The 17,652-nt window shown below is 70.5% G+C and carries 21 protein-coding genes and 1 tRNA gene; 19 read left to right on the top strand and 3 right to left on the bottom strand.

All coding sequences use genetic code 11. From position 1 onward, the window contains the following. Positions 1-64 precede the first annotated feature (64 nt). Positions 65-733, top strand: coding sequence for a GntR family transcriptional regulator (locus tag ABH927_RS31110; RefSeq protein ID WP_370027491.1), 669 nt, complete (start codon positions 65-67; stop codon positions 731-733). On the opposite strand, the gene ABH927_RS31115 is transcribed toward ABH927_RS31110, so the two are convergent. Continuing rightward, positions 726-1,613, bottom strand: coding sequence for a dihydrodipicolinate synthase family protein (locus ABH927_RS31115; RefSeq protein WP_370027493.1), 888 nt, complete (start codon positions 1,611-1,613; stop codon positions 726-728). The two genes, ABH927_RS31110 and ABH927_RS31115, sit on opposite strands and share 8 nt — an antisense overlap. 150 nt (positions 1,614-1,763) lie before the next feature. Between ABH927_RS31115 and ABH927_RS31120 the strand changes: the two genes are divergently transcribed. The 12 genes from ABH927_RS31120 (at position 1,764) to ABH927_RS31175 (ending at position 11,320) form a co-directional block, all read left to right on the top strand. Next, complete coding sequence (locus ABH927_RS31120; RefSeq protein ID WP_370027495.1) at positions 1,764-2,738, top strand: LacI family DNA-binding transcriptional regulator; 975 nt, start codon at positions 1,764-1,766, stop codon at positions 2,736-2,738. A 178-nt stretch (positions 2,739-2,916) separates the two neighbouring features. Further along, positions 2,917-3,582 (top strand): class I SAM-dependent methyltransferase, encoded by a 666-nt coding sequence (locus tag ABH927_RS31125; protein WP_370027497.1) that lies wholly within the window; start codon positions 2,917-2,919, stop codon positions 3,580-3,582. Positions 3,583-3,637: 55 nt separating this feature from the next. Beyond that, positions 3,638-5,089 (top strand): SpoIIE family protein phosphatase, encoded by a 1,452-nt coding sequence (locus ABH927_RS31130; RefSeq protein ID WP_370027499.1) that lies wholly within the window; start codon positions 3,638-3,640, stop codon positions 5,087-5,089. 111 nt (positions 5,090-5,200) lie between these two features. Continuing rightward, the gene (locus ABH927_RS31135) at positions 5,201-6,199 is read left to right on the top strand and encodes an alpha/beta fold hydrolase (protein ID WP_370027501.1); all 999 of its coding nucleotides are present in this window, start codon (positions 5,201-5,203) and stop codon (positions 6,197-6,199) included. A 170-nt stretch (positions 6,200-6,369) separates the two neighbouring features. Continuing rightward, positions 6,370-7,164, top strand: a complete 795-nt coding sequence (locus ABH927_RS31140) for an SDR family oxidoreductase (protein ID WP_370027503.1) — start codon at positions 6,370-6,372, stop codon at positions 7,162-7,164. 50 nt (positions 7,165-7,214) lie between these two features. Further along, positions 7,215-8,039, top strand: a complete 825-nt coding sequence (locus tag ABH927_RS31145) for a polysaccharide deacetylase family protein (RefSeq protein ID WP_370027505.1) — start codon at positions 7,215-7,217, stop codon at positions 8,037-8,039. Positions 8,040-8,238: 199 nt separating this feature from the next. Continuing rightward, positions 8,239-9,720 (top strand): von Willebrand factor type A domain-containing protein, encoded by a 1,482-nt coding sequence (locus ABH927_RS31150; RefSeq protein ID WP_370027507.1) that lies wholly within the window; start codon positions 8,239-8,241, stop codon positions 9,718-9,720. A gap of 67 nt (positions 9,721-9,787) precedes the next feature. Continuing rightward, positions 9,788-9,860: transfer RNA gene (locus tag ABH927_RS31155), tRNA-Ala, on the top strand. Between the two features lie 58 nt (positions 9,861-9,918). Then, complete coding sequence (locus ABH927_RS31160; RefSeq protein ID WP_370027602.1) at positions 9,919-10,119, top strand: contact-dependent growth inhibition system immunity protein; 201 nt, start codon at positions 9,919-9,921, stop codon at positions 10,117-10,119. A 103-nt stretch (positions 10,120-10,222) separates the two neighbouring features. Further along, positions 10,223-10,687 (top strand): hypothetical protein, encoded by a 465-nt coding sequence (locus ABH927_RS31165; RefSeq protein ID WP_370027509.1) that lies wholly within the window; start codon positions 10,223-10,225, stop codon positions 10,685-10,687. Positions 10,688-10,792: 105 nt separating this feature from the next. Further along, positions 10,793-11,026 carry a hypothetical protein gene (locus tag ABH927_RS31170; protein WP_370027511.1) on the top strand — a complete coding sequence of 78 codons (234 nt, stop codon included), beginning with the start codon at positions 10,793-10,795 and terminating at the stop codon, positions 11,024-11,026. Between the two features lie 93 nt (positions 11,027-11,119). Continuing rightward, the gene (locus tag ABH927_RS31175) at positions 11,120-11,320 is read left to right on the top strand and encodes a DUF6203 family protein (RefSeq protein WP_370027513.1); all 201 of its coding nucleotides are present in this window, start codon (positions 11,120-11,122) and stop codon (positions 11,318-11,320) included. 27 nt (positions 11,321-11,347) lie between these two features. Here ABH927_RS31175 and ABH927_RS31180 read toward each other — a convergent pair whose 3' ends face one another. Beyond that, positions 11,348-11,725: an STAS domain-containing protein gene (locus ABH927_RS31180; RefSeq protein WP_370027515.1), complete on the bottom strand. Its 378-nt coding sequence runs from the start codon at positions 11,723-11,725 to the stop codon at positions 11,348-11,350. Positions 11,726-11,778: 53 nt separating this feature from the next. Between ABH927_RS31180 and ABH927_RS31185 the strand changes: the two genes are divergently transcribed. From ABH927_RS31185 to ABH927_RS31210, 6 genes are read left to right on the top strand one after another with little or no spacing between them, the layout of a single operon-like run. Next, the gene (locus tag ABH927_RS31185; RefSeq protein ID WP_370027517.1) at positions 11,779-12,636 is read left to right on the top strand and encodes an STAS domain-containing protein; all 858 of its coding nucleotides are present in this window, start codon (positions 11,779-11,781) and stop codon (positions 12,634-12,636) included. Beyond that, complete coding sequence (locus ABH927_RS31190; RefSeq protein WP_370027519.1) at positions 12,637-12,999, top strand: STAS domain-containing protein; 363 nt, start codon at positions 12,637-12,639, stop codon at positions 12,997-12,999. Next, a complete protein-coding gene (locus tag ABH927_RS31195) occupies positions 12,996-13,394 on the top strand; it encodes an ATP-binding protein (protein ID WP_370027521.1) in 399 nt (132 codons plus the stop codon). Before ABH927_RS31190 ends, ABH927_RS31195 begins: the two co-directional genes overlap by 4 nt. Continuing rightward, entirely contained in the window at positions 13,382-14,419 is a 1,038-nt protein-coding gene (locus ABH927_RS31200) for a SpoIIE family protein phosphatase (RefSeq protein WP_370027523.1), read from the top strand. Before ABH927_RS31195 ends, ABH927_RS31200 begins: the two co-directional genes overlap by 13 nt. A gap of 58 nt (positions 14,420-14,477) precedes the next feature. Next, a complete protein-coding gene (locus ABH927_RS31205) occupies positions 14,478-15,746 on the top strand; it encodes an ATP-binding protein (RefSeq protein ID WP_370027525.1) in 1,269 nt (422 codons plus the stop codon). Beyond that, positions 15,743-17,395, top strand: coding sequence for a SpoIIE family protein phosphatase (locus tag ABH927_RS31210; protein ID WP_370027527.1), 1,653 nt, complete (start codon positions 15,743-15,745; stop codon positions 17,393-17,395). Before ABH927_RS31205 ends, ABH927_RS31210 begins: the two co-directional genes overlap by 4 nt. On the opposite strand, the gene ABH927_RS31215 is transcribed toward ABH927_RS31210, so the two are convergent. Then, positions 17,369-17,602, bottom strand: a complete 234-nt coding sequence (locus ABH927_RS31215; protein WP_370027529.1) for a hypothetical protein — start codon at positions 17,600-17,602, stop codon at positions 17,369-17,371. The genes ABH927_RS31210 and ABH927_RS31215 overlap by 27 nt on opposite strands. Positions 17,603-17,652: the final 50 nt, after the last annotated feature.

Below are 17,652 nucleotides of genomic sequence, written 5' to 3' on the forward strand. Positions count from 1 at the left end.
CCGAGGGCCGCGGCGCGGTACCGCCATGGACTGAGCACGGCAGAGTATTGGTATATCCATATACATGACCGCTGAGCACGTCCTGCAGCCGGTGGCGCGTTCGACCACGCGCACCGACCTCGTCGCCGACTCCATCCGCGCCGCCATCCTCTCCGGCCGGATCAATCAGGGGGAGACGCTGGTCGAGCGCCGTCTCGCCGACCAGCTCGGGGTCTCGAAGACTCCCGTCCGAGAGGCGCTCATCGGCCTGGCCTCCACCGGCCTCGTCGTCATCAGCCCCAACCGCGGCGTGACCGTCCGGGTGGTCGGGCCCGACGACGTCCGGAAGGCGTACGAGGTGCGGCTCCTCAGCGAACCATGGGCGATCGGCCGCACGGCCAGGGCGGGCGACCCGGCCGTCGTCGCGGACGCGAGGAAGGCCCTCGACGAGGCCAGGGAGCTGCTGGCCGGGGCCGACATGACCGCGATGAGCCTCGCCAACCGGCGGTTCCACCGCGAGCTCTACTCGGGCTGCGGCAACGAGCTGGTCGTCACCCAGCTCGACAACCTCCAGGACCTCGCCGCGCTCGGCACCGTCACCGTGCTGTGGAAGCACTGGCCCACCTGGCGGGAGGAGTACGAGGAGCACGAGGCCATCCTCGCCGCCGTGGAAGCGGGCGACGGCACGCTGGCCGAGCGCCTGACGCGCAAGCACATCAAGCGCTCGGTGCTCCACCTTTCACGGGCTAGATGAGGGTTCTCAGGATGGCGGCGACCTCTTCGCGGTCGGCGGGGGACAGCTCGGAGATCGGCGGGCGTACGGCGCGGCTGCAGACGCCGAGCTGGGCAAGCGCCTCCTTGATGACGGAGACGTTGTGCTCGCTGGCGTTCCTGGCCCGCAGGTCCTCGATGGGCTTGAGGCGCCGCCACAGCTCCAGCGCCTTGGCCTGGTCGCCCGCCCGCAGCAGTTCGAGCAGCTCCACGGACATCTCGGGGACGATGACGGCCAGGCCCGAGGTGAACCCCTCGGCGCCGCCGGCCCAGAAGAACGGGGCCCAGCTCTCGGCGAGGCCGCAGACCCACACCAGCTCGCTGAGCGCCGCGGCGTGGACGGCGAACGCCACGGGATCCGGCACGGCGTACTTGATGCCGACGACGTTCGGGCAGTGCCGTACGAGGTCCTGGAGAGCCCGGGTGGTGACGACGGGGGAGCGGACGTAGCAGACCAGCCCAAGGTCCGGCACGGCCTCCGCGATCGCGCGGTGGTAGTCCGTCCAGCCCTCCTCGGACTGGTACGGATGGACCGGCTGGTGGATCATGACACCCTGGCAGCCGAGATCCCGCGCCTCGCGGGCGAGCCGTACGGCGCGGTGCACGTCGTGGCCCACGCCGGCGATCACGACGGCGTCCGGGGCGGCCTCGCGGGTCAGTGTCACGGCCCGGGCGAGCTCCTCGTCGCTCAGTGAGTAGAACTCGCCGGTGTTGCCGTTGGGGGTGAGGGCCGAGACACCGCCGCGCACGAGGCGGTCGATCGCGGCCTGGTAGGCCGGCTCGTCGATCCGGTCGTCTGGGCCGAACGGCGTGACCGCCACCGCGACGACGGAGCGCAGCGCCTGCCGGACATCATCGATCATCGGGAATCTCCTCGGGCTCTGACCTGTGTCGATATCTGGTATATCAGTACGCCGCCATCTTGACCTATTGACATGTTCCGCAAACGTTTCCAACATAGGGCCACTATGGAAGGTGCACGAGAGGTAGCACGGGCGGCCACGATCCACGCCGTGGCCGCACTCGCCGGTGTTTCGCCATCCACCGTCTCTCGTGCGCTCAACTCTCCAGGGCTCGTCAATGCCGTCACCCGGCAGCGCGTGCTCGAGAGCGCCGAGCAGCTCGGGTATCAACCCAACCGGGCTGCTCGGTCGCTCGTCCTGGGCCGGACCTCGAATCTCGGCCTGATCGTTCCCGACATCGCCAACCCGTTCTTCACGCCCTTCATCAAGGCGGTCCAGGCCCAGGTGCGGCAGGCCAGCTACTCGCTCTTCCTCGCGGACACCGACGAGGACGTCGAGGTCGAGGTCGAGGCCGCCAGGGCCATGGCCAAGCAGGTGGACGGCATGATCCTGTGCGCGCCGCGCATGCCGGGCAACCGGCTCAGGTCCATCGCCGTCCACACGCCCGTCGTCATCGCGAACCGGCAGAGCCGTACGGCTCCGGCGGTCACCATGGACATCGGGCCGGGCGTCCGGCAGGCGGTCGCCCACGTCCACGCGCTCGGCCACCGCCGGTGCGCCTTTCTTTCAGGGCCTCGGGGCTCGTGGTCCAACCAGCAGCGGCTGCGCTTCTTCACGGCCGCCTGCCAGGCGCAGGGCGTCGAGCTGATCGTCCTCGGGCCCTTCGAACCCGTCTTCGGCGGCGGCTATCGGGGAGCGGACGAAGCCGTCGCCGCGGGCGTCACCGCGATATTCGCGTACAACGACCTCGTCGCCCTCGGCGTCATGTCGCGGCTGAACGACCGGGGGATCCGGGTCCCCGGCGAGATGAGCGTGCTCGGATTCGACGACATCCCGATGGCGTCGATGATGAACCCTCCCCTGACCACGGTGATGATGCCCATCACCGCCGTGGCCAGGGCGTCCGCCTCGATGCTCCTCGCCCTGCTCGGCGGCAACGGCCCGCCGCGCCCGGCGGCGCAGGAGCTCGCGGCCCGTCTGGTGATCCGGAGCACTACGGAAAGCGCCCGCCCAGCCGGGCTCTAAGGAAGACCGCGCCTCATCAGTACGCCGGCATGGTCTCACCGGAGTGACGGCGATTTGACAAGCGGCCTTGACTCTGGCCAGGCGAAATGTCGAATTTACGGTGATATGCCTTGACTTGAATGGGCCCAGACCTCTATTTAAGAGAAGGTAAAGTCGGCTGATCACCAATGGTGGCGAGATGACAATCGAATCCGGTTCAGGTAATGCCCGCCAAGAGTACCGTGCACTGCAGGCCGAGGCGTTCAATCGCATCGGCGGCCGATACGACGAGGCGTTCCCACACAAGGACGGACAGATCGCCGCAGGTGAGTGGCTGATCAAGCAGCTCCAGCCCGGTGCCCGCGTCCTCGACGTCGGCTGCGGCACCGGGTCGCCCACCGCCCAGCAGTTCGCCGCGGCGGGCTGTGAGGTGACCGGCGTCGACATCTCGCCCGTGATGCTCGACCTGGCCAGGACAAACGTCCCGGAGGGGACCTTCCTGGAGCTCGACGTCCTGGAGCTCGACGGCTCGCTCGGCACCTTCGACGCCGCCACCGCGTTCTTCGCGCTGCTGATGCTGCCGCGCGCCGACATCGTCGCCGCGCTCGGCAGGATCCACTCCGTGCTCGCCCCGGGCGGCCTGCTCTCGCTGAGCATGGTGGAAATCGACCTCGACGACGTGCCTTTCCAATTCCTCGGCGCGCCGGTGAGGGTGACCGGATATCTGCGCGACGAGTTGCGCGAGGTCGTCGAGGACGCCGGGTTCAGCGTTCTGACGGAGAACCATATCTCCTACGCCCCGGCGACGACCCAGGCGCCACCGGAAATTCAGCTCTTCTTCAATTGCCGTCGCAACCAATTCTGAGGGGCAGGCGTCACCCGTGTCGTGGGACGGGGAATCGCTCGCGTTCCTCACCTTCATGAGTGAAGCCGTCCAGGCCATCGGCGACAGCCCGACTCCGGAGCAGGCGACCAAGATGCTCTGCGAGGCGGCGGTGCCGCGGCTCGCCGACGCCGCGGCGGTCTACGTGGACGGCGGCCCGCAGCACCGGCTGGATCCCGAGGGACGGCTGCCGCCGCGGTGGGGCGGCGACCGCCCGTGCGGACCCGCCGTGCTCGACGAGCACCTCCTCGCGGTCCCGCTCCGCGCGTACGGCACACCCGTCGGCTGTGCCGTACTCGCGAGAGACCGGGAGCGGGTGGCCTTCGGCAAGGCCGACCTCCTCGCCGCCGAGCAACTCGGCGTGCCGGCCGCGCTGACCATCTTCCACGGCCGCCTGCACCGGCAGCAGCTGGAGACGGTCGAGACCCTGCAGCGCGGCATCCGCCCCGGCAGCCCGCCGGAGCTCCCCGGGCTGGAGATCTCCTTCCGCTACCAGCCCGCCGCCGAACGGGTGGGCGGCGACTGGTTCGACGTCATCCCGCTGCCCGGCAGCCGGGTCGCCCTCGTCGTGGGCGACGTGATGGGCCACGGTCTGCCGGCGGCGGCCGTGATGGGCCAGCTCCGCACGGCCGTGCAGACCCTGGCCTCGCTCGACCTGCCGGCCGAGCAGGTGCTCCACTCCCTGGACGAGATGGCCCAGCGGCTCGCCGCTCAGACCCTGACGACCTGCGTCTACTGCGTGTACGACCCGGTGCTCCGCCGCTGCACGATCGCGAGCGCGGGGCACCTGCCGCCCATCCTCGTCGGGGCGGACGGCAAGGCGGAGGTGCTCTGCCCGCCGCGCTGCCCGCCCATCGGCCTCGGGCGCACGCCGTTCGAGACCATGGAGATCGCCGCGGAGGACGGGAGCATGCTCGTCCTCTACACCGACGGGCTCGTGGAGCAGCGGGGCCAGGACATCGGCCAGAGCGTCGAGGCGCTGTGCGAGAAGCTGTCTCGCGGCATGTCCGTCGAGGAGGTGTGCGACGGCGTGGTGCCCTCGGCCCAGGCGGACGACGTGACGCTTCTCGCCATCCGCTTCAAGGGCATCCCGAGCCACAACGTCGCCCAGTGGCTGATGGAGCCGCAGCCGATGACGGCGGGCCGGGTGCGCGGCCTGGTCCGCAGGACCCTGACCTCCTGGGGCCTCGAACAGATGATCCCGGTCGCCCAGCTGCTGGCCTCCGAGCTCGTCACCAACGCCGTACGGCAGACCTCCCGGCCGATCACCATCAGGCTGATGCGGACCGACGCCCTGTTGTGCGAGGTCAGCGACGACGACCACCGGACGCCGATCCTGCGCGACCCCGGCGTGCTCGACGAGGACGGCCGGGGGCTCTACCTCGTCAGCCAGCTCGCCGGGCGCTGGGGGACGAGCCGGGTGGCCGGAGGGAAGACGGTCTGGTTCTCCATGCCCATCCCGCCCGCAGTGCCGTCCGTCCGCTTGTGAGCCTCCCTCCTCCTGGCGGAGGAGGGAGCCGCTGTGGCTGAGGTGCCAGTAGCACGGCGGTTCCGCTGATCGGAGGAGGAAACGGGCGGGCCGCGTCCCTAGATTCAAGGCGTGACGGACGGACGGCGCGAAGGCGCAGAGGTGGAGCGGCCCCGCGGAACGCGGCGGCTTCGGCGTGTGCTGTCGCGGATCACCCTTTGGGGCGCGGCCTTGCTTGCGCTGGCGGCGAGCGTGGGATTCGTCTATGAGACGAACGCCCGGCGGGGGGACGCCGCGCGCCACAGGCCACCGGGACGGCTGGTCGACGTGGGCGGCCATCGCCTGCACCTGTACTGCACCGGGACAGGCGCTCCCACCGTGGTGCTGGAGGCGGGGCTGGCCGAGTCGAGCGCGAGCTGGGAGGTGATCCAGCGACGGCTTTCCGCCGGCAACCGGGTGTGCGCCTACGACCGGGCCGGATACGCCTGGAGCGAGGACAGCCCGCTGCCGCCCACGGCCGAGCATGCCGCCGAGGATTTGCACGCGCTGCTCGCCGCCGCGCGGGAGCCGGGCCCGTACGTCCTCGTCGGCCACTCCTACGGCGGGAACACCGTGCGTGTCTTCGCCGACCGATGGTGGAATCTGACCGCCGGACTGGTGCTGATCGACGTCACGGACGAGACGGCCGTCTCGGCGCTCCGGATCTCCCGGCCACTGCTCGCCGTCCAGTTCACCGCCGGCCGGCTCATCGCCCGCCTCGGCCTCCTGAGGCTGCTGGGCGACGCCCTCATACCGTCCGAGGCCACCGCGGCCGCCCGCGCCCACGCCACGGTCGTCTACGGCTCCAGAAGCATGGCGGCGGCCCGCGCCGAAGCCTGGGAGTCGGTGGAGAGCGCCGCCCAGGTCCGCGCGACGGTCCGCCCGCGAGCGTGGGGCGACCTGCCGGTCGTGGTCATCTCCGCGGGAGGCCAGCCGGCGGCCGTCACCGAGCAGGCCGGGCGCCTCGCCGCGCTCTCGACCCGCGGTCGACTGGTGGTCGCGACCACCGCGGAGCACTACGTGCAGCACGCGCAGCCCGAGCTCGTCCTCGATGCGGTCCACGATGTCGTCCAGATGTCATCCACGATGTAGTCCAGATGACGTCCATATGAGGTCGGCGCCGCCCGTTGAGGGACACATCGCGTGATCGCGTCGCGCCGGTCATCGCCGGTGATCAAGGCGCAGGCGACGCGGTCGCGTTGACGGACGGCGGAGCGGGAGCATAGGTTCGGGGATACCGACTGGTCGGTTTGGAGGGGTTCATGCGAGTTCGGGACAGGGTCGCCGTCGTGACCGGCGCCGCGAACGGCATCGGCCGGGCCATGGCGCTCCGGTTCGCCGCCGAGGGGGCGGCCGGGGTGCTGGTCGCCGACCTGGACGAGGTGGGAGCGACCGCCGTCGCCAAGGAGATCGGCGACCGGGCGATCGCCGTACGGGCCGATGTGACCGTGGAGGACGACGTCAGGTCGCTCGTCGACACCGCCGAGCGGGCGCTCGGGCCGGTGGACCTGTTCTGCTCCAACGCCGGGATCATCACCGGCCACGGCCTGGAGGAGGCGTCCGACCTGGAGTGGAGCCGGACCCTCGCGGTCAACACGATGGCCCACGTGTACGCCGCTCGGGCCGTGGTGCCGCGCATGGTCGAGCGCGGCGGCGGCTACCTGCTGAACACCTGCTCGGCCGCCGGACTGGTCAACTGCCCCGGGGACGCGCCGTACGCCGTGAGCAAGGCGGCCGCGATCTCCTTCGCCGAATGGCTGGCCATCCACTACAAGGCCAAGGGCATCCGGGTCAGCGTGCTCTGCCCGCAAGGCGTCCGGACCGCGATGATGCGTCAGGGCCTTGAGGAGGACCACATCACCGCCAGGGCGGTCGAGGCGTCGGGGGCCGTCCTCGACCCGGAGGACGTGGCGCGGCACGTCATCGACGGCCTGGACGCGGAGCGGTTCTACATCTTCCCGCATCCCGAGGTGGCCGACTTCGTCCGGATGAAGGTCGACGACCCGGACCGCTGGCTCAGCGGCATGTCGCGCTTCGTGGAGTCGCTCTCACGGTGAGCCTCGCCGACCTGGGGCGGGGGCGTGGCCCCGGCCGATAGCATCAACGCGTGATCATCCGGGTGCTCGTCGTCATCGCCCTGATCGGAACCGCGGGCTGTGCCGCGTCCGGTCCGACCGTCCCCCGGAGCACGCCGGCCGTACGGGTGACGCCCGCTCCCGCGGCCTCGCCGCCGGTCACGCCGGCGACCGCCGCTCCCCAGCCGCACTCGCTCGTACGGCACGGCCGGCGGGGCTCGGGAATGGTCGCGCTGACCTTCGACGCCGACATGACGACGTTCATGGAGCGGCAGCTCGACAGTGGCGAGGTCGGCAGCTACGCCAACCCGAGGCTTCTCGCCGAGCTGCGCCGCTTGAAGGTCCCCGCGACGATCTTCCTGACCGGCCTGTGGATCAAGCGCTATCCGCGCGTGGCCGCCGGCCTCGCCCATGACCCGCTCTTCGAGCTCGGCGACCACTCCTACGACCACCGGGCCTTCGCGACCCCGTGTTACGGCCTGGACAAGACCGATGACATGGCCGCGAGCGTCAGCCGTACGGAACGGCTCCTCGACCGCCTCGCCCCGGGCCATCCGAAGTTCTTCCGCTTCCCCGGGGGCTGCTTCAACAAGGCCGCGCTGAAGGCCGTGGCGAAGCAGGGGGTGACCCCCGTGCAGTGGGACGTGATCGGCGGGGACGCCTTCGCCACCTCCAGGGAGGCGATCGTGCGCCAGACCCTCGCGAACGCGCGGGACGGCTCGATCGTCGTCCTCCACCTCGGCGGCGGCAAGCCGTCGGGCCTCACCGACGACGCGGTCCCGGCGATCGTCAAGGGCCTGCGCAAGCGCGGGCTCCGGCTCGTCAGGCTGTCGGAGCTGCTCGGCTATTCGCGGTAGGCCTCCAGGCCGAATTGGAACCACTCGTCGCCTTCCTGCTCCTCAGGCACGCGTGCCACGAGGAGGCGGCCGCGTGAGATGGGCGGACGCCCCCGCTCCGAGGTCACGCCGTGGGAACGGTTTGCAGTCGCTTAGGTGAAGGGCCCGGCCAGGCCGTACGGCGCGCAGTCGTAAGGGGGTGAACCGAATGGAGGCGCTCATGAAGCCGCGTGTTCTCATCCTGGTCATCGCCCTGCTGATGCTCGCCGCCGCCTGTGGAGGCGGGGGCAGCGAACGAGCTCCGGACTACCGGCCCACCCAGGCGCCCGCCGCGCCGACCGCGGGCCTCCCGGCCGACTCCTCCGGCCTTCCACCCGGCTCCTCCGAGCGGGATGCCACCGCCCAGCAGATTTCGACGTTCGCCCTCGACGTCGACACCGCGTCGTACGGCTACGCCCGCCGGGCCATCCAGGAGGGCAGGTGGCCCGAGCCCGGCCAGGTGCGGACCGAGGAGTTCGTGAACGCCTTCCGCCAGGACTACCCCGAGCCCGGCGACAACGGCTTCGCCGTAAACGTCGACGGGGCCCGGACCGACGGCGGGGCGCTGGTCCGGGTGGGCCTGCAGACACGCCGGACGGAGGCGGCGGCCCGCAAGCCGGCCAACCTCACGTTCGTCGTCGACGTGTCGGGGTCGATGGCCGAGCCCAGCCGCCTCGACCTGGTCCGCGACGCCCTGCACACGCTGGTCGACCAGCTGATGCCGGGGGACGAGGTCTCCATCGTGTCCTTCAGCGACTCCGCCCGGCTGATCATCCCGATGGTCCCGGTCTCCGAGCGCTCCCGGCTGCACGCGGCGATCAACGAGCTGGCCGTCGACGGGTCGACCAACCTGGAGCAGGGCCTGGTCACCGGCTACCAGGAGGCGTCCCGTGCCTTCCGGCTCGTCGCGACCAACCGGGTCATCCTCCTCTCGGACGGCCTCGCCAACACGGGCGAGACCGACTGGCAGGGCATCCTCAACCGCGTCCGCGATTACGCGGGCAAGCAGATCACGCTGCTGTGCGCCGGCGTCGGCCGCGAGTACGGCGACCAGCTCATGGAGCAGCTCGCCGACAACGGCGACGGCTCGGCCGTCTACGTCAGCTCCCTGGAGCAGGCGCGCAAGGTCTTCGTCGAGCAACTGCCCGCCACACTCGATGTGCGGGCCCGCGACGCCAAGGCCCAGGTCGTATTCAACCCGGGCGCGGTCGAGTCGTACAGCCTTCTCGGGTACGAGGACCGGCAGATCGCGCCGGAAGAGTTCCGCGACGACTCCCGGGACGGCGGAGAGGTCGGTCCCGGCCACTCCGTGACCGCGCTCTACTGGGTGCGGCTGCGGCCGGGGGCGTCCGGGCAGGTCGCGACCGCGACTGTGCGCTGGCTCGACCCCGACAACCGCCGGCCCTCCGAGGCCAGCCGCTCGGTGGAGACCGGCGACCTGTCCCGCGATCTGTGGAGCTCGACCAAGCCCGGGCTGCAGGTGGACGTGGTCGCCGCCGCCTTCGCCGAGCACCTCCGCTCACGCTGGAACCCCGGCGTCGGACGCTTCGGTCTCAGCCTGGACGACCTCGGCACGCGCGCCGCCCGCCTCGCCGCCATCACCGAGGACCCCGACGTGAGCGAGCTGGCCGACCTCATCGCGCGGGCGAAGTCCCTCGGCTGATCGAGTACGACCCGGTCCGTGAAGTCCTATACACTGGCGTGGCGCCGCTGATCGCGGCGTCACCAAAGGGGCTATAGCGCAGCTGGTAGCGCACCTCCATGGCATGGAGGGGGTCTGGGGTTCGAGTCCCCATAGCTCCACCTGGTTTGCAGCGGGGAAGTCGATGAGCCGATCGCCGGAGTAACTCGACGGTGCCCGCTGGGGCGACCCGCCTGTCGGCGCGACGCGCCTGATCGTCACCGTCTACGAACTCCGGGCAAGCCGCTCGCCGATCTCACCATCGAAGATCTCCGATTACTGATCGGCCAGCGAATCGGCCTGCCCTGCCTGGTGCCCATCGCCGTCGAGTGGCTCGACCACGACCCGATGGCCGAAGGCGACATGTACCCGGTGACCTGATGAACGCCGTGCTCACGCGCGTGCCGGAAGACTTCTGGCCCGAGTGCCCGGCCCTCCGCGCGCGCCTCGACGGGGCTCGGCAGAAGAACGCCGGGGAGTCGATGTGATAGAGGTTTCGCTGCTTGAAGTCCTGCGGTCCGGACGGTTCGGCCCCATAGCGCTGGGTGACTCCCGAACGAGGCTCCGCCACCTGCTGGGCAACCCGGACGCCTACGCGATCACACCGTCTGAAGACCCCCGCTTTGAAGGCATCTGGCTCTACGGTGATCTCGAGTTCCACTTCTACGACGAGACTGACACGGTTTGGATGATCTACACCGACTCGTTCGACGTTCCCTCGGGCGGTGACGCGATCGGCCTGGATCCGTGGGTTCTGCGGTGGGACATGCCCATAGCCGAGGTGAGGGCCGCTCTCGACGATGCTGGTGTCGGCTGGGAGCCGAACCCCAGCCCGCCGCCTGACGTTGAAAGCATCCAGACCATCGGGGATGTCCAATTGGGATTCCCCACCGGGGAAGGCCTGCAGATGATCAGCCTGTACCGCGGCTATCCGTACAGAGCACCCTGACGCCCCCCGCTGACTCCGGTTCCAACGGCGTCGCGCCGTTTCGTCCGTGAGGTCCTGGGCCGGCCGCACCTGGTCTTCGTCCGGGACTAGAGAGAGTGAAGCAGCTTGTCGCCAGCGCGGGTGACGCTCCAGCAGTTGCTGGACGAGGGGGTTGTGGAGCCCGTCGCTCGGGACGAGGAAGCGTGCCGCGTTCTCGTCGTCGAATACCGGGCGGGTGTGGTTCATCATGCCGACGCGGAGGACGCGGTGGCCCTGGCGGAAGAACTCCTCGACTCACTGAGCCCTCAGGTCACAAAGCTGCTGGACCATCCCCCGCCATATCGGTCACGTCGCGCGTAGCCGGTGGTCAGGAAGCGGTTTGCTGGGATCCGGGGCGCGGCTCAGAGGGCCGGCTGTACATGACGGGCGTGAACGCGGGTAGGCGCTGGAGGCATGAAACGGATTCTGCAACTCTTCGTCACTCGCTGGCTGTCGCGGACGCCGTTCGGCCTCGTCGTCCTCGGCATCGGCTGGTGGATCATGCGCAAGAAGCGCCGTAACCAGCAGGGCGACCGCCCTGAGCTGCGTGAGCCCGGCCGGAGGCAGGACAGTCCCTACGTGTGGCACGGGCCGTCCAGCCGCAACCGCCGCTGACCGCGGGACGGGGAAAGGGAAGCGTCGTCAGGCGGGGGGACCGTCCTGGAGGGCCTCGGTGAGTGACTCGCGGATGGGGATGTACTGGGCCAGGCCGACGAGCTCCATCACCTTCCGTGGCGACGGCCGGGGGCCGCTGAGCGTGAAGCTGCCGCCGTGGGCGCGGGCGTGGTTGTAGGCGTCGAGCAGCACTCTGATGCCCGCGCTGTCCATGAAGGTCATGCCCGCCAGGTCGAGCAGCAGGTGCGGGGAGAGGTCGCGGGCGCGCTGGATGGAGTCATGCAACTGGGCCGTGGTGGTGGCGTCCAGATCGCCGACCACGGTCACCACGGCGAACGGCTCGGTCAGCTCGGTGAACACCTGCATGCTGTCCATCCCCGGCTCCCTGTCGTAGATCGTAGTCATGAGGCCTACAACCATAAGGTTGGGGCAGTCATGATGAGAGGACCGAGCCGTTCATGGAGGCTGGCATTTTTACGCGAATCGCCCAACTTTGCCGGGCCCGGGAAGAACGACTCGGCGAGCGATGGCGGGCGCTGGTCTCGGCGAGCCTGGGCGGCCGGGTGCCGGAGACGCAGGTGGACAAGGAGCAGCGGGAGATCCTTGACGTCCTGCTGACCGCGCTCGCTCAGGAGGCGGGCCGCGACATAGAGGCGGAGCCGTACGCCGAGCTGAGGGCGCTGCTCATGGAGCTGTCCCGGAGCCGCGCCCGGCAGGGATTCAGCCCACGCGAGACCGCGATCAGCGTGTTCGCGCTCAAGGAGGCCGTGCTGGAGGTCTTCGACCAGGAAGCCGACGCCGAGGCGTTCCGCGAGTTCGTCGCGTTCTCGCAGCTGATCGACGAGCTGGCGCTGTTGACGTTCGAGACGTACGCCAGGGCGAGGGAAGAGGTCATCTCCAGCCAGGCCGAGCAGTTGCTGGAGCTGGCGACCCCGGTCGTGAAGGTATGGGACGGCGTCCTGGCGCTCCCGCTCGTCGGGACTCTGGGATCGGCCCGGGCGCAGGTCGTCATGGAGAAGCTGCTGCAGACCCTGGTGGACACCGGGTCGGAATACGCGATCATCGACATCACCGGCGTTCCCGCGGTGGACACCCAGGTGGCGCAGCATCTGCTGAAGACTGTCATGGCCGCCCGCCTGATGGGCGCGGAGTGCATCATCTCCGGCATCCGCCCGCAGATCGCGCAGACCATCGTGGCGCTGGGCATCGAGTTCGGCGACATCGCGACGAAGGCGACGCTGGCGGACGCGCTGGTCCTCGCCATCAGCCGCACCGGGGCGAGTGTGGGCGGCGAACTCACCAAGCGGGGCAGGTAGATGGACAGCGTCCCGATCCTGAAGATCGGCGATGTGCTGCTGGTCTCCATCCAGACCGACCTACAGGACGAGGCCGTCATGGCGCTCCAGGAGAGCCTGGCCGAGAGAATCTCCTCGACGGGCGCGTCCGGCGTGATCATCGACATCTCGGCGCTCGACATCGTGGACTCCTTCGCCGGCCGGATGCTCGCCACCGTCGCCGCGATCTCAAGGGTCCTCGACGCGGACACCGTCGTCGTGGGAATGCGGCCCGCCGTGGCGATCACGCTGGTGGAGATGGGGCTGTCGCTCGACGGCATCAAGACGGCCCTCGACCTGGAGCGAGGCATGCGGCTGCTGTCCGCCGACGGCGCTCTGGCATGACCCGTCGGGAGCTCCCGATCAACGACGACGGCGACGTGGTCCGCGTTCGCCAAGTCGTCCGATCGGTGGCGGTGGACGCGCGGCTGTCCCTGGTCGAGCAGACCAAGCTCGTGACCGCCGCCAGCGAGCTCGCCCGCAACACGCTGACGTACGGCGGGGGCGGCACGGCCACGGTCGAGCAGATCTCGAACGGCACCAAGAACGGCGTCAGAGCGATATTTCGCGACAAGGGACCGGGCATCGCCGACCTGGACCTCGCGCTCACGGACGGCTACACCTCGGGCAGGGGGCTCGGTCTCGGCCTCGGAGGCGCCAGAAGGCTGGTCGACGAGTTCGCCGTGGAGTCGAGTCCCGGCAGCGGAACGACGGTGACGGTGATCAAGTGGGCGCGGTAGCCCCTCCGGCCTGGGTCTCCGTCGAGGACGAGAGCGCGGTGGTCGCCGTCCGCCGCGCCGCCGCCGACCGGGCCGAAGCGCTCGGCTTCCCCGGCCACCGCGCCGCCGAGGCGGCCGCCGCCGCCGCTGAGATCGCCACGCTCCTGTGCCGGAACGGCGCACGCGGAACCGTGCACGTACGGCAGGCCGGGCCGGAGCTGGAGATCCTCGCGGTCGGTGAAGGGGGTGGCCTCGACGTCGCCCGGCTGGGGGAAATCACCGGCGTGAGCGACTGGGCGGATGCTTACTCTCACCCCGGGCGCGGCACCGTGTTCGCCGCCGGCTTCCGCCCTCGCCGGGACCATCCCGACCTGGCCGGCGAAGACTGGCTGGTGGACGGGCTGGTCCGGCCGGTGGCGGGTGAGGAGCTCTGCGGGGACGGCTTCGCCGTACGGCAGGTAGGCGGCACACTGGCGCTCATGCTCTGCGACGGCCTCGGCCACGGCCCCATGGCGGCGGCCGCCGCCGACGTGGCGATCCGCACGTTCGAGCACGCGGTAAACGAAGGACGAGTCGCCGGCGGCGCGCCGGTGGCCGGCGGGGAGCGGGTCGGCGGCAGCGGGGCGGTCGCCGGTGACGGGCGGCTGACGGTGGACGGGCCGGGGGAGCTCCTGGGGCGGATCCACAGAGAGCTTCGGGTCACCCGGGGCGCGGCCGTGGCGGTCGGCGTCGTCTCCGGCGGGATCCTCCGCTACTCGGCGCTGGGCAACGTGTCGGCCGGCATCGTGGACGACGAGCGCCGGGTCCTGGTCTCCCTGCCCGGCATCGCGGGCCATCGCGCCCCCGCGATCCGGGAATTCGAATATCCGCTGCCGCCCGGCGCGCTGATCGTCATGCATTCTGACGGGGTGAGGGACCGGTGGGAGCTCAAGGGCTATCCGGGGCTGCGCACCCGGGGCCCCCTGGTGATCGCGGCCACCCTGCTGCGCGACATGGGGGTGCCGAGAGACGACGCCGGAGTCCTGGTCGCGAAGCCGGCCTCATGACGGGCCCGAAATCCGTACCGGCATCCGTATCGACAGCCGTATCGACGTGGAGGCGCGCATGCTTCTGAAGAAGATGACCCGCATCCGTCTCCCGAAGGCGCGCACGAGGAAGGCCGAGGTTGAGGAGCTGAGGGCGCGGAACGCGGAGCTGGAGGCCGCCAACAGGCGGATGACGGCCCTCTACGAGCAGATCTCCGAGGAGCTGGAGCAGACCAATCAGGGCGTGGTCGCGCTCTACGCCGAGCTGGAGGACAGGACGGCCCGGCTCCATGAGGCCAACGAGGCCAAGACGCGGTTCCTCGCGAACGTCAGCCACGAGCTCCGGGCTCCCGCGACCTCGATCCTCGGCCTGTGCCGCATGCTCATCGACCCTCCCACCGGCCATCCGGCCCTGGGCGAGCCGCTCGATCCGGAGCGACGCCACCAGGTGGAGCTGATCCGCACCTCGGGTCGTGACCTCCTCACCCTGGTCAACGACCTGCTCGATCTCGCCAAGGCCGAGTCGGGACGGATGGAGCCCAACCTGACCGAGGTGGACGTCCGGGCGGTCTTCGGACGGCTGACCGGCCTGCTCCGGCCGATGGTGAGGGACGGCGTGGAACTCGCCGTCGAAGATCCGGGCGCCGCCGGTCACCTGTTCACCGACGAGGTGATGCTGACGCGGGTGCTGCGCAACCTGCTCACCAACGGCCTGAAGTTCACCGAGCGCGGCGAAGTGCGCCTCAGCGCCCGCGAGGAGGACGGCGAGGTGGTCCTGAGCGTCGCCGACACCGGGATCGGCATCGCCGCCGACCAGCTCGACAAGATCTTCGAAGAGTTCTACCAGGTGCGCGGGCCGCTGCAGGCCGAGGTGACCGGGACCGGCCTCGGCCTGCCGTACGCCCGGAGGCTTGTCCGCATTCTGGGCGGCACGATGTCGGTGCGGAGCACGGCCGGGAGAGGCACCACCTTCGAGGTACGGCTGCCGCGTCCGAAAGTGGGCAGAGCGCTCATCGTGGACGACGACGCCGCATTCCGTCTCGTGCTGCTCGACCTGGTGAAGGGCGTGGCGGACACCGTCGAGCAGGCGGCCGACGGTCAGGAGGGGCTGGAGGCGATGCGCCGGAGCCGTCCCGACGTGGTGTTCCTCGACATGCGGATGCCGGCGATGGGAGGGGCGCGGGTGCTGGAGGCGATGCACGACGACGACCTCCTCCGGGAGATCCCCGTCGTGGTGGTGACCTCGGCCGAGGTCGGGCTGCCGCCCGGCGGAGCGGTGGCCGTGCTCCAGAAGTCGGCGCTGAGCAGGACGGAGTTGCTTCGAGTGATCGGGGCGTGCCGGAGATGAGCGAGCTGATCCTCGTCGTCGACGACGTGGAGGCCAACCGCTACGTAATCGGCACGTGGCTGCAGCACGCCGGATATCGGGTCACCGAGGCGGCCACGGGCGGGGCCGCCCTGGAGGCGGTCGGCCGGGAGCGCCCCGACCTCGTGCTGCTCGACGTGCAGATGCCTGACATGGACGGCTTCGAGGTATGCGAGCGGATCAAGGCCGATCCCGAGACCGCCGCGGTGCCCGTCATTCATCTCACGGCGACCGCCGTCGACGTGCGGGACCGGACGATGGGGCTGACCAGGGGCGCGGACGGCTATCTGACCGAGCCGATAGAGCCGGAGGTGCTGCTGGCGACGGTGCACGCCACACTCCGGTATGCCCGGGCGCGGCACCGCGCCGAACGGCTGGCGGGCCGGCTGGCCGGGCTCGCCGACACGACGGTCGCCGTCAACACCGCGACCAGCCTCGGGGAGCTCCTGACGGCGGCGGCGGAAGGCGCCGCGCGGATGTTCGGCTGCCCGGCGACGGTGGCCGTCTCCCGTGACGATGACAGTGCAGGCGGCGGAAGCGGCGGCGTGCGGTACGCGGTCGCCGACCCGTGGGGCGGCGACGGACGTGTCCGGGCGGCGGCGCACAGGACGTTCGGCGATATCGCGACCGGCTTCACCCTCACGGTCGCCCCACCAGAGGAGTGGGCCGAGCTGCTGGCTCCTTCGGCTCTGATGGCCGACGTCCGGGTGGCGCTTGCCCGGCTCGGCAGAGCGCATCCAGGCGCATCCCCTTCATCCGCATCCCCTTCACCCGCATCCCAGCCGGGCGGGGGCCGGCCGCCGGTGGCGGTGCTGGTGCCCGCGGCGGCGACCGCGAGCGAGGAGGACCGGCATGTCCTGAGCCAGCTCACGCAGGCCGTCGCCCTGGCCGTGGAGGCGCTGCGCTCCTATGACGAGGAGCGCCGGATCGCCGTGACCCTGCAGCGCAGTCTGCTGCCGCGTGACCTGCCGAAGGTCCGGGGAATGGAGCTGGCCGCGCGGTACGTCCCGGCGAGCGCGCAGGCGGAGATCGGCGGGGACTTCTACGAGGTCATCAGTCTCGGCGACCGGCTGCTCGTGGCGATCGGCGATGTGCTGGGCCACTCGCTGCACGCGGCGACGGTCATGGCGGAGGTGCGGCACGCGCTGCGGGCGTACGCGTCCGAGGGACACTCGCCGTACGACATCCTGGCGAACATCAACCGGCTGCTGCTGCGGTTCCACCCCCGCGAGATCGCGACCGTGTGCCTGCTGCTGGTGGATCCGGCGACCGGGGACGTCCGCGCCTGCAACGCCGGTCACCTTCCGCCGCTGCTCGTGTCCACGGCACGATCGGAGTACGTCACCCTGGCGGGCCCCCTGCTCGGGGCCGACCTGCCGAGACCGGGGGAGTCGGCGCTGTGGATCCCGCCGGCCGGCGCGCTCGTCCTGGTCACCGACGGGCTCGTCGAGCGTCGCGACATGAGCATCCAGGAGGGCATGGCCCGCCTCCAGCGGCTCGCCACCGTCGTCGAGCCCGACCTGGAGCGCTTCTGCGACCGGATGCTGGAGGGCCTCATGCCGGCCGACCACGAGGACGACATCGCCCTCGTGGTTCTGCGCCGCTCACCCCTGACCGGCCGTGCCGGCTGACCGGATGGCGACCGCCGCGCCGGTCAGCGCGAGCGCGGCCAGCACCGCGCCTCCGGCGAAGGCGGCCGCCATGCCGTGGACGATTCCGCCCGAAGCCGCACTGCCGTGCATGGCGGTGCCGAACACGGTGACAAGGGCGGCAGGTGACGACGACGCGAGGGCCAGGCGGGTGTGCGCCGCACGGGGAGATACGGTGAGCGTCGACAAACGACCCTCCAAGGGATTAAGTGGAGGGAGCCTCCGATACGGCGAATATA

This window comes from Planotetraspora sp. GP83 (genome assembly GCF_041262585.1).
Classification (GTDB): domain Bacteria; phylum Actinomycetota; class Actinomycetes; order Streptosporangiales; family Streptosporangiaceae; genus JAOEGB01.